Source organism: Sphingobacterium puteale, assembly GCF_003627955.1.
Lineage (GTDB): Bacteria > Bacteroidota > Bacteroidia > Sphingobacteriales > Sphingobacteriaceae > Sphingobacterium > Sphingobacterium puteale.
Window position 1 is genome coordinate 1 of sequence record NZ_RBWS01000024.1, and the last position, 12942, is coordinate 12942.

The 12942-nt window shown below is 43.8% G+C and carries 6 protein-coding genes; 1 reads left to right on the forward strand and 5 read right to left on the reverse strand.

What is annotated here, in order from left to right; translation table 11 throughout:
* Positions 1 to 1088, forward strand: a 1088-nt coding sequence (locus D7322_RS28605) for a fibrobacter succinogenes major paralogous domain-containing protein (protein WP_121126790.1), incomplete at its 5' end; no start/stop codon positions are given.
* 340 nt (positions 1089 to 1428) lie between these two features.
* Here D7322_RS28605 and lhpI read toward each other — a convergent pair.
* The 5 genes from lhpI to D7322_RS24335 form a co-directional block, all read right to left on the reverse strand.
* The gene (gene lhpI, locus D7322_RS24315) at positions 1429 to 2382 is read right to left on the reverse strand and encodes a bifunctional Delta(1)-pyrroline-2-carboxylate/Delta(1)-piperideine-2-carboxylate reductase (RefSeq protein ID WP_121126857.1); all 954 of its coding nucleotides are present in this window, start codon (positions 2380 to 2382) and stop codon (positions 1429 to 1431) included.
* A 257-nt stretch (positions 2383 to 2639) separates the two neighbouring features.
* Positions 2640 to 6041, reverse strand: coding sequence for a family 43 glycosylhydrolase (locus D7322_RS24320; protein ID WP_121126791.1), 3402 nt, complete (start codon positions 6039 to 6041; stop codon positions 2640 to 2642).
* Positions 6042 to 6112: 71 nt separating this feature from the next.
* Positions 6113 to 9172 carry a beta-L-arabinofuranosidase domain-containing protein gene (locus D7322_RS24325; RefSeq protein ID WP_121126792.1) on the reverse strand — a complete coding sequence of 1020 codons (3060 nt, stop codon included), beginning with the start codon at positions 9170 to 9172 and terminating at the stop codon, positions 6113 to 6115.
* Between the two features lie 40 nt (positions 9173 to 9212).
* A complete protein-coding gene (locus tag D7322_RS24330; RefSeq protein WP_121126793.1) occupies positions 9213 to 11456 on the reverse strand; it encodes a S9 family peptidase in 2244 nt (747 codons plus the stop codon).
* Between the two features lie 48 nt (positions 11457 to 11504).
* The gene (locus tag D7322_RS24335; protein ID WP_121126794.1) at positions 11505 to 12926 is read right to left on the reverse strand and encodes an APC family permease; all 1422 of its coding nucleotides are present in this window, start codon (positions 12924 to 12926) and stop codon (positions 11505 to 11507) included.
* Between the last annotated feature and the right edge of the window lie 16 nt (positions 12927 to 12942).

Below are 12942 nucleotides of genomic sequence, written 5' to 3' on the forward strand. Positions count from 1 at the left end.
ATATGTTCACCCGTGTGACCCTGCTTGTTGACAATAGTGATGCTACCGGTACATTCGGTACTGCAAACTATGTAAAAGGAGGTTACCTTTCGGAGGTGCCAGTTCAGGCGGAATGGGTTTCATCTTTCGCTAACCCAACTGTCGACCTGAGTACCGGTGAAACAGTATCCGCCACGAATGCTACAAACGTGCCCCCTATTTCAAATCTTGATGCAACAGCGCGGACTTTTATCGTCAACCAGAGTCAGTCGACCAATTTTTCAATTGCATTAACCATACCAAGCGGCCAGATCAAAATCGGTCATGATGTCAATGCACAGGCGGTAAGCTTTAATTTTTCAAATGCGGGTCTGGGTTTAAAACCCGGCTTTTCCTACACCATGAAATTACGTTTCAACAGCGACCGCTTTGTCAACGCATCGAATGTTACCCGTAGCACTTCTGATGCTGATGCACGCTACGCTGTAATTGGAGGCCATCGTTGGGATCGCTATAACCTCGGTGTGGCGAATGTAAACCCTGCAACCAATAATCCTGATGCCGTTCCTTCCGTACAGGCACTATATGGGAATTACTATCAATGGGGCCGTCAGGCAGCAGTAGCAAATGCTTATAGTGGCGATGGCGCTATTGCTGGATGGAATACTACATCTGCTCCTGATGGTTCCTGGAACAGTGGTACAGCAGCAGCACCTGTAAAAGCTCCTTTGGATCCATGTGGTACGGGTGATCGAGTACCTAGTCAAGCTGAATATACCCGTTTGGGAAATTATACCCGCCATACTTCCATTGGAAACTGGATTCCAAATACAGGAACTTCTGCTGGATTATCGGACTTTACTGCGGCACATATCATGACCAGCAGAAAGAGCAGTGATATTAAGTTGAGCTTCCCTGCGGCCGGTCATAGAGAAACTACTAATGGATCTCAGCGTGTTAGACAAGCTACTGCTATTTATTGGTTAAATATGGAAGTCGGCGGTAATGACAGAGCATTTCAAGGCCGTGGATTCGAAAATGGTCCATGGGATACACAGAATTATTTTAAGCGTGCGGGTTATCCAGTACGTTGTATCCAGGATAAATAAGAAACTTAAAAATTTTCATAAGTAGTCATTATATAAATCCCTATTTGACTAGAAATTCCTGTTGAAAAAGAGGAATCAAAGCCCGGCTGGTTTATCCAAGCCGGGCTTTTCAATTTAAGATATCTATAAGCTCTTCCCCGCCCCGGTGGACTTCGGATTACATGATGGCTTTTTCTTTATATCGAAAAATGAACCCCTGCTTTTCCTTCGTCATCATGATATCTATCGGACAAATTAAGGGGACGGACACTGCTCAACTATGCGCAAAAGAGCCCTATCCCCACATGGTAAATAAGATTCCTTAAGACGCAGATCAAAATTTCTTTATTACGGGAGAAGCTTAAACATGGGCAGATAGGATCACATGTTCATATACAAGCAAAGCCGCAGCCAGATCTTCTATCGCTAAACCCGCCGACTTAAATAAAGTGATTTCCTTCAAAGATGATCTTCCCTTAATCTCGCCACAGCAAAGTTCTTTAATATCCCCTTTGATACTGTTTGGATCAAGAATTCCTGATGCAATCGGAATCGCCAACTCCCCCGTCTCATGTATTGCCCCGGCTCGAGAATCCACAAATATGCTACTCTTCAATATAGCCATGTCATCTACTTCGCGTGTTTTAGGCGTATGGGATCCAATCAGATCCAGATGTGTACCTGCCTTTATCCACTCTCCTTTTACCAAAGGTTCATGGCTTAGGGTTGCACAAGAGATCACATCTGCCCTACGCACAGCTTCTTCCAAATTATCGGCATATAGCATCTTACTAAACCCTATCTGCTGTAAGCTGGATACCACATCTGCACCTTTCGATGCATTTCTTGTCCAGATCAAAATTTGGTCATACTGACGGACAACCGAATGTGCTTGCGCAAGATGCTGGGCAACTTTCCCACCCCCAACAATTAACAAGGTTTTTGAGTCTTCCCGCGCTAAGTAAGAAGCCGCTAAAGCAGAAGTACAGGCTGTCCTCCGCGAGGTCAGCCCTGCAGCGTCCATCTGCGCTAAAAATTCTCCGGTAACTGCATCCAACAAGGTATACAGGGCATGTATTGCCGGTAGGTTTTTGCTATGATTCCCGGGAGCGACAACAACCTGTTTGATTCCGATATAAGTATCTGTCCAGGAGGGCATCAAAATAAGCGTATTTTCAATTCCCTCAGTATTTTGATAAAAATGATGATGCCGGACAGGCATCGTAAACGTCGATTGAAAAACCTGGCGCAGCGCTTCAATCAAATTATCATATTTAAGGACAGTATCAATCGTTTCTTTATCAATGATTTTCATATTTTCAACAGTATAAGGTAAAATCATAAACATAGTGAATAATTAGCCCTTCGCATCCTTATAAACTAACCATTGATCACCGTTTTTTAGCCAAAGCGTCGTAAATGCTTCATAGACAATGCGACGTTGCTATACCTTTTTTGGTCGTGATCAGGATCGCACCACCGGAAGCTCTTGACCCATAGATTGCAGAAGCATCTCAACAAGTTGATGAAGTTGTTATTCTTGATTAAGGCAATCAACGAAAAGCCATAAAACTAGTATTGCCATATTCTGATATCTTCAAATAAACCATATCCATCCTGATTATTGGTCGCTATCTGGTACAAGCCCACACGCAGTTTCTGTCCCGCCCAATCTGTACGCAGAAACGGCGTATTGGGCAGATCAATCCAGGAAATACCATCCTGTGAACTTCGCAGGAAGAAATAATCACCTATCTTTTGTACTTGGAGATAAGGAAAAAACTGTAATCCCGTTCCATTATTTCCTTCTTGATGTGTTTGATGGCCTATGCTACGCGCTAGATTACCCAAATTCCAGCCCGTTAGTACTGTATTATTGATATAAGAATTGGATTGTTCACCCGCCTGTATCATGATACCAGCTTCACTGGACATACGGTTTTTTGCGGCAAGTCCAGCGACATCTTTTACATAAACTTGAATGGTGAAGTCACCTTCTAATTCTTTATACACAAATGGAGGTAACAACGCCTTATCGCCCCATTTTGTGTGTTTGGAGCCCAGTGTCCATTGTCCACCAACCCCGTTTATGCGAACCTGTGTACTATCTGGATATGCCCCAGCTTGATAAGCATCCCAATAGGAGATTTCTTTTTGCCCCAAACTAAATATCTGGTTAACAGACGGAGCGATCAACGGCGGTTTTGACTTCGGAATATCGATTACCAATGCTTTACTCACATTTCCGAACTCATCTTTTGCAAAAACTGAGATAGTCTTGCCTAGATGTGCTTGATCGAATAAATGATAAGGCTCTTGAATCCAACCTGAATGGTAATGTTCCGTAGAAAATAAATAGACTAAGCCTGATCGATCACCAACGATCTGTACAAATAGATTGCTATCATTTATCCAAGACGGCTTGCCCGCTGTAACCGGGACATAATCTTTCAGATCCGTTGCACTTTTAGCTTTCCAGATCTGATAATTTTCGTGAACCTGATCTAAAGAAAACTTTTCAGGGTAAGCGCTAAAAAAATGAACAGCATGTTTCAGTTCAACTTGATTTTTTTTTATCTGCAACAGTTTATTCATCTGCTTCACCGGTGTATGTTTACCATTGTTATAAAATACAGTCTTCCCCTGATCATGTACTGCCAAACCATGATTCCAAGCCTGGCCATCAAACCAATCAAAAACTAAGGTATGGGACGGTTGAGTAATAATACACGACAATACCGAATCTTTCAATTCATCCATTTTCATGGCGGTCCGATTGCCCTGTAGTAGCACTTCTCCCTGTTTAATCATGATATCATGGTGACTACTGAACCCCTGATTTCGAATCTTGTTGATTTTACCGATAGCAAGATCATCCGTCTGTATGACGAAAGACCTATTTTCAGGCGGATAAAAAGCATTCTTTTCCTTTAATAGCGTAGCGGATAAATCCACATTGGCAACCTTAAAATCTGCCAGATAACCCGAAAAATGTTGATCCAGCAAATCCGAAGCTCCAACCACAAAGTTATCAGCGGGATTAACAAACAACATTCTATTTTCCTCCTGTTGCAACTGCCCGTCGACGTAAATACGTTCCATGTAACCGTCAAATGAGATGATGATATGGTGCCATTGATCCGCTACCGGTAACCTCTTAAACCCCATATCTGGCCAAGCACCATGAATGACAGCACCCCGCTGAGCATCTGCTCCGTAACCGAATATCGCTTTGCTGATATCTTGATTCCCTTTCGACCAAGCCACCACGTTTTCAAATCGATCTATTAAGGGATTGTTGATCCGCATCGATACCGTGTAGGGACTATTACCTGCTAACGATTGCGGGACTGCAAATGTCGAACGAAGTGATGTGGAACCATTCAAGAAAAAAGCTTTCTTCCCTTGGTAGTTCTTGACATAGACCGGTTTTTCACTCTTAAAGCTTCCTTTTAATATCCCCTTGTTGTGGATTGTTGTTATACGTTCACCTTCCTTATAGTCCAGCGCATCCAAATGGACTAAAGAACCAAAAGTCGTATCAATCGGAGCCATATTTTGCGGCGCAGACCATATTGTTTCTTGCTTCAGGGCTTTATCATAAACCTTAATATTCCATACTCCTCGAGGTAGACCTGCTAATTGTGTATTCAATACCTGTACACGTACATATCTCGCCACGGCCTTGCCATGCGACAATACGGGACTAGCCCAACGGTTATTCTGCGACTGATCCTCATAAGTCACCCAATTTTTAGCATCCGTGGAAGTTTCGATCCGATATTGGTAAGCATAGGTCGGATATTCAAATTGAATGGCCACAGTCTGTATTGCCGTTATTTTTTCCAGGTCAATCATGAGCCAAGCGGGTTGATGATTGTCTTTTGCTCTCCATAAAGTTCCGTTATTGTCATCAACCAAAAAAGAGGGCCTAAAATCATCATTGTAAAAAGAAGAAGTCGTTACAGGCTTTCCAAAAGCCCGATCCTCGGGATCAGTTTTTGATTTGATGAGATCAGTAATTCCCTGATGTGTCGGAGCAATTTTTTGGATATCGCCCTCTGGCGTAAAGAATAGTTCATCTACCGCAATCTGCCTGTGAAAACCACCACCTGAATGCGGATTGTTATGCCGATGATACACGATGTAGTAGCGCCCCCCTTCTTCCAGCACACTGTGATGCCCCGGACCATGTATTGTACCGTCATCATTTGTCACCAATATCGGATTAGCAGTAGGATATTCAAAGGGTCCCATCGGTCCGACCTTACTTTTTACATATTGTACGCGGTAGGTGTGGTCTTCGCAATGCCCAGATGAATACATCATATAATATATGCCCCTGCGTTCAAACATATATGGTGCTTCAAAAAATTCCTTTGCCACCGTATTGGGAATCAACTCTATTTTTTCAAAACTCTTCATGTCCTGACGCATTAAACCCACAGCGCATCCGTGGTCCGGATAAATACCCCAGGTACCCCAATACATATAAATTCGTCCATCGCGATCAGTAAACGTCTGGCCATCCAAGGTAATCACTCCCGGAATCATATAATTGGGTATAATAGATTTATTATGATCCGCCAGAGATTGCCAAGGACCGGTAGGTGTATCCGATACCGCACCGAATATTTCAACGGGCTGACTATAATATAAATAGTACCTACCATCATAGCCTTTTGTCATATCTGGAGCCCAGTACCAATGGGTATTCGGCCAGTTCATCGGCTGTATCGTCCAATTTTTAAAATCTGTGGAGGTCCATACCTGCGATGGACCAGCTCCCCAGCCATTCCCATCCGTCGTCGCATAGATATAATATGTATCGCCTATTTTTTTGATTGTAGGATCAGCGAAATACCCCGGTAACAAAGGGTTTAAAGCATGAGCTACTTGATGCTTTTTCAACGACTGAGCAGATCCAGTTCCCATTACAAGGGCGAAAAAGGCAAAAAAGAATATTTTTTTCATCTTCTATATTTATGATAAAGGGGTACTTCGTCAAGCAAAGTACCCCTCGAAATTTTTAGCATACAGTGCACTTATTTTAAGGTAACATCCAGATAAACTGAGTGTCGTCCATAGGTATCATAAAATGGTTTAAAATCCACTCCATCAATCTTAAACGCTAAACCTTGCGGATCACCTGTTATAGATTTGCTGATATCCTTCGCATCCAGCGTCACTTTACGCCAGTCTTTTCTCGCCTCGGGTTCCTGAGCCGCCAATAAGATCGGTCCATAAAATAAACTGGCGATGTTCTGTTGATCCATGACTGGATCTAAATGAAACTGGAAAGGCATTTTTAGCTTGATACGATCACCGTTTTTCCAATTGCGGCTCAGTTTCAAATAAGTCCCCGGCTGTGCCCGTACATTTTGATCTTTCCCGTTGACAGTCACGTAAAACCCTTTGGTTGCCCAGCCGGGCACACGAACATGCAGATCAAATTTGCCATTTCCTTTAATGGTCAGCTCCGTCTCGTCTTGCTTTGGAAAGCTCGTCTTCTGCTCCACAGTCACCTTCCGTTCGGTCCATTCCAACGTGGAAGGAATAAATAGATTGACATATAAAGCCTGATCATCTCTGCTTTTAAAATAAATACTATTTTGCAATTTGGTGCTACTCTCGATTGCAGTACCGTTACAACAGGTAAAGCCGGTCATATCGGGATTCCCAAATTGCTTTATTGCTCCCGGTCGCAGTGGCACATGGTACGTATTAGCAGGTGTATTTTCAGCCACAGAAGCTAAAATATGGTTATACAATCCGCGTTCGTAGTAATCCATATATTCGGTGCGTTGATCAAAAAGAAACAAGTTGCTTGTTAATTTCAGCATATTGTAAGTTGCACAGGTTTCATTCTGTCCTCCTTCAGAAAAACCATTTTCATATAAGGTCGCCGGTTCTGCTGTAAAAACTTCCGCATTGGCCGGATTACGCGCACCCGCGACCCCGCCTATACTGTACATGTAATCATTTACAGCTTTGTACCAAAAGTTGTCGGCCACCCGGTAGTATTCCGGCAGATTGGAAACCTGATATAGCTCGATACTTCCCACAATCTGTGGAATATGCTGATTGGCATGCAATCCACGAAAAGTATCGACATTCTTGGCTAATCCATGTGCATGATTCGCATTGCCAAAGAACATATCAATGTTATCAAACAATTGTGCGGTTTTCAAATAATGTTCCTTATGGGTGATGCGGTAGAGATGAGCCAATGTCTCATTCATTCCTCCAAATTCACCGGCAATGTATGTATTCCACACCTGTATCAGCGTTTCTTTCGACAGCTGACTAAGCCGCGCATGCACCCAGTCTGCCATACCCGTTGCCACCTGAAGCGCCTTTTCATTGCCGCTCACTTCATAGATATCAATTAAGCCTGCCAAAATTTTATGTAAAGTATAATAGGGCGCCCAAACCTGTGTTTTCTGCCCCCCATATTTCGCCCCTTTTTCCAACATAATAAATTGATCCGGTGGATAGGCGCTAATATAGCCAACCCCCCAATTCCAATAATCCGTGCGGATTCCTTCGCGGCTCAGATCCGAGTCATAGGCTGATTTACCGGGACCATAAGGTATGGCGGTCGGGTCAGCTGTAGCCACAGCACCTGCCTGCTGAGGTTTACCCGACAATTGGGCCAGGTCATACAGTGTATTGACCATGTAGTTCATTTTTTCGGCAAAATTAGCTTGCAATGTTTTATCATATCCGGTACTCGCATAAGCCTGTGCGATCGCAGTCAGATAATGCCCCGTAGCATGGCCTCTGAGTTTGGTATCCTGACTATCCCATACCCCCAGCGGTTTAGCGCCCTGCGGTTGTGGCTGTCCAAATGCATCGCGAAACATATAGAGAAAAGAATTGGGGTCAGTAGCCGCCAAAGTCTTGATAAATTTATTCCGATTTTCAATAAATTTTGTTTCTTGATTTTGCGCGTCAGCTTGTAAAGAGACCTGATTCAGTCCAAAAGTTGCCAACTTCAACCGTGGTGCCGCAGTGGTCTTACTTGGTTTAACGGTCACGATTGCTTTAGGCTGTAAATCCGTTCCCGGAACCCGTCCTGTAATGGTATAACGTCCAGCTTCCAAGACGGTACTGTTATCATTTGGCGAAGGCCACAATACCCGCACTTTGGGACCAACGATATCCTCCTTATAAGTTCCTTGGACATAACTTGGTAAACGTGGTAAATCGCCTAATGCCGTTTCCACCTGCACATCTGGCACTGCAAGCAAGTAAGCATTATAGAGTTGCGCCCGGGTCAATGGAAACTCAGGCAGGTTGTCTTCCACTTTGGTCACATTTACGGCGCGATTACTTACCCCACGTTGTGAATTGGAATAAATCGCAGTAAGCTGATTTTTACTCAACGGAACACGGTAGATGCGAAAATCATGCAACATGCCATCGAAGGCCGGAGATCCTGCCAGCAGTGATTTCCCGATATACAGCTTGTTCTTATCTCCAGAAGATCCAAAAACTTCGGTCAACTCACGCGGTATCTGCTTCGATTCACCAACAGGTACAGCATCGACATAAGTTGTCATCGTTTTGGCCGGAATATCCACCACGATCGTCAGGTAAACCCACCTGTTCAATGCCAATGCTGGCGCGACAGCTCCTTTTTGATTATCTCCCCCTGTCGTCATTACACTCTGGAAACCATCTTGGACATTCGTTCCGGAAGGAGCCGCAAAGAAATGCTTATGCGCATCCTTTCCAAAGTCAAAAAAAACCTGGCCTTTTTTCTCCGAACGCAGATAAATCCAACCCGAGATACTCAATGACTCCATATCGGTCAGCGCATCGGCAGGGATCTGGACAAAATCATTTTTTTCACCCGACAACGACAGTACTTTTCCAAAGCGCTTATCGTTGATAAATGTAGCATTTTGGCCAGCAGTAGCATGCAAATTGTTGCGGGACCAATCTTTCAGATCGCCATTAAAGACATATCGCGCGATCATGCCCGTTTCGCCGATTCCATCCAATATCTGATCACCACTTTGTGCCTGTCCCGGGCTGATCCCTTTCGTTAGGATTGTGGCAATGAAGATAAAACGTAAAAAAACTCTATAACTTTTCATCTCTATCACTTTATGAGCTCGAAAGCTCGATTTTTGTTCGTTAATAAGCCGTCCAAGCCGGAGGTTCCACACCGAGTAAGTGTTTGACAAAATAATCGCGGCGTTTCTTTTCTCCAAAATCACCACCAGAAGCATGTCCCATCCCCGGGACCATAATGAAGTCGTGATCCTTACCATGCTTGATCAACTGATTGACAAACTGATAAGTCGATGCCGGATCTACATTATCATCCAGCTCCCCTACGATCAAGAGCAACTTTCCTTCTAATCTATACGCATTTTCGATGTTAGAACACGCTGCATATTCAGGCCCGATCGGCCAGCCCATCCATTGTTCATTCCACCATATTTTGTCCATACGATTATCATGGCAGCCACAGGATGAAACCCCTACCTTATAAAATTCAGGATGAAACAAGAGCGCTCCGGCAGAAGACTGTCCTCCGGCAGAAGTACCATAGATACCGACTTTTTCAATATCCATAGACGGATATTTAAGCGCGGCAGCCTTCATCCATGCAATACGGTCAGGAAAACCCGCATCTTTCAGATTTTTCCAGGCAACATCCTGAAATGCTTTTGAGCGATTGGATGTTCCCATTCCATCGATCTGCACAACGATAAAACCCAGCTCTGCAAGCTCAGCGAGCCCTGCCGGATTAGCAGAAAATGATTTGGGGACAAAAGCACTATGTGGACCAGCATAAATATACTCGATCACAGGATATTTTTTGTTTGGATCAAAATTTCGTGGCCGGACAATAATACCCCAGATATCAGTTTTACCATCTCTGGCCAAGGACTTAAACACCTCAGGTTTACGCCATCCTGTAGCCTCCAGATCTGAAATATCCGCCTGTTCCAGATTCATGACGATCTGTCCGTCGGCTACCCGACGTAATACGGTCTGTGGAACCTGGTCAACCCGGGAATATAGATCGACAAATAAAGAATGATCTGCATTAAATGTTGCCTGATGATTGGCTGCTTCCGGAGTAAGCTCTTTCAGACCTTTGCCATCAAAACCAATTGCATAATAACGGATAAGATATGGATCCTCATCCTTATGCATGCCACTCGCCTCAAAAATAATCTTTTTGTTATCTTCATCGACATTGACAACTTTGCGCACCACCCAATTTCCTTTTGTAATCTGCTGTTTCAATGCGCCCGTTTTTGCATCAAATAGATACAGATGATTCCATCCGTCACGTTCCGACGCCCAAATGATATCCGCTGTTTTTTTGAGATCGTTCCGGTATTTCTTTCCGCTATAATCAATAAATGTTGCGCTACGTTCTGAAATAATTGCTCTGGTTTTTCCGTCCACAGCACTCAATTCCATCACATCGTACCGTTGATGACCACGTTGGTTATATTCAAATGTAATTCCACTGTTATCCGCTTTCCATACAAGTGCAGAAAGTGAAAATTGATTGGCTACCTGAGCAGGGTCTACAGTTATCACGCGTCCCCCGATGATATCAATAATGGTCGGATAGTATTGCGACAGCGCATCTCCGGGTTTATTATAGTCTCTAGTTTGTAATTTTGGCTGCAATTGATCGGTCGGCGAAGACTCCAATAAAGTCAACTGTCTGATTTCAGCCTTCCTCACTTTTGAAGCAGCCAATTTTTTTGAATCATTGGACCATTGGATGCGGGCGCTATAATACTCCCCGGGACTTCCGTCAAAGGTCAGCTGGCGCTCACTTTTTGAATCCCCTTTTTTACTGATATATACATTGCTATTTTTAATATAAGCCGTATAGACCTTATCGGGCGAATCTATCGGTTCACCTTTGCTATCGTCCCAACGTGCTCCCCAATATCCACTGGATCGACGGTCAGTGCCAGTTGTAGGGATATCATGCAATCTGCTCAGCTTATTTTCCTCCCCATTCCACTTCCACACCACGTTATCTTCCTTAAACTCAACCTCGTTTGCCGACAGCACTTTCAGATCCCTTCCCCACAAAACACCTAATTTTACTTCTTTACCCAGCTGGGCAGACAACTGTTTTTCAATCATAGCAACATCGGTAGCTATTTTTTTTCTGTTGAGCGCATCCACCAGATATAAGCTCCTTTTGCTGTCTTTCTGATTCACCCAATAACAAAAACTATCTCCTTTTTCAGACCAGATAATCTGCTGTGGTACCTGATACACCTTGCCAAATGCACTTTTGATCTCTTTGGCACGTTTATAGTCCGCCAATGTCCCCTGTGCCATTGTAGTAAGCTGAAATATCGTCAATAAAACAGCTGTAAATGTTAACTTCATATCTGTTATTCTTTAAATCCTTGTGTTGATCTGCCTCCCAAAGTAGTTTTATGTCTTCGATTCCTTTTGTTTCACAAAATAATATAACGGAATCCCCAAAAGTGTGATAATAATGCCCGGCCAGGTAAATTGTGGTTTATAGATGACCAACAAAACAATAAACGAGATCCCCATCAAAATATAGACGGCCGGAATAAGAGGATAGCCAAAAGCCCGATAAGGACGCGGCAAATCCGGACGCTTATGTCTTAACCAAAAGATGCCGATGATACACAGCACATAAAACATCACCACTACACAGGTGATCATATCCAGCAGGTCACCATACTTGCCAGTCAGACACCATATCGATGCAATGAGCGCCTGTAACCACAACGCGTAAGCCGGTACTGCATTCTTATTTAGCGTACCTGTCCTCTTAAAAAACAAACCATCCTGTGCCATGGAATAATAGATCCTTGCACCAGCCAAGATCAGTCCGTTATTACAGCCAAAAGTGCTGACCATAATCATGATCGCCAAGATGGCGATTCCAACAGGACCGAAAATTTCTTGCGCCACGAGCATAGCCACGCGATCTTTAGGCGCGCTGGCCATCTGCTCGACCGTCAACACCCCCGTATACATCACATTGGTCAAAATATAGATCACCGTCACGATCAGGGTACCCAAGGCTAAACTCAAACCAATGTTACGTTGCGGATTCTTGATCTCGCCTGCTACCGCAGAAGATGAATGCCAAGAATCACTACTGAACAAAGCCCCCACAAGTGCTGCAGACATCGCACCAAACGCACCAAAGGTGGCATAATCTGCTGTCGATCCATCCACATTTAATTGTTGTAGATCCCACCTATTGGCTGAAGACCAATTTTGATTCCACACCTCCATATCGAAAGCCGCAAAACCGAAAATAACCAATAAAACCAGGCTTAATATTTTGATCAAAGTCAATACCGTCTGTACTGTTTTACCATTCTTTACACCACCTGTATTAATAAAGGTGAGCAGCAAAATAACAGCGATAGCCAACAGCTGAGCGGATGAAATATGATAGTCACCTATTACCAGCAGATAGACATCTTCATCCAGTAGCGGAAACAAATAAGCTGTAAACTTAGCAAAAGCTACCCCCACAGCTGCAATCGTAGCCGTCTGGATAACAGCAAAAAAAGTCCAGCCAAATGTAAAACTGACCACTGGCCCATAGGCTTCTTTGAGATAGATATACTGGCCACCAGCTTTCGGAAACATGGCACTGAGCTCGCCATAGCTCAAAGCTGCGGCCAGCGTCATAAAACCGCAGATCAACCACACCACCATCAGCCAACCGGCAGAACCCGTATTTCGGGCGATATCGGACGATACGATAAAGATCCCCGAACCGATCATACTTCCGGCAACGAGCATGGTTGCATCCAATAAACCCAATGATTTTTTGAAATCTTGACTATTTTCCTGATTATTCATAATATAGGGTTGGATT

Coding starts and splice junctions, on each gene's coding strand:
- D7322_RS24335 (WP_121126794.1), bottom strand. CDS start 12,926: ATGAATAATCAGGAAAATAGTCAAGATTTCAAAAAATCATTGGGTTTA.
- D7322_RS24320 (WP_121126791.1), bottom strand. CDS start 6,041: ATGAAAAAAATATTCTTTTTTGCCTTTTTCGCCCTTGTAATGGGAACT.
- D7322_RS24330 (WP_121126793.1), bottom strand. CDS start 11,456: ATGAAGTTAACATTTACAGCTGTTTTATTGACGATATTTCAGCTTACT.
- D7322_RS24325 (WP_121126792.1), bottom strand. CDS start 9,172: ATGAAAAGTTATAGAGTTTTTTTACGTTTTATCTTCATTGCCACAATC.
- lhpI (WP_121126857.1), bottom strand. CDS start 2,382: ATGAAAATCATTGATAAAGAAACGATTGATACTGTCCTTAAATATGAT.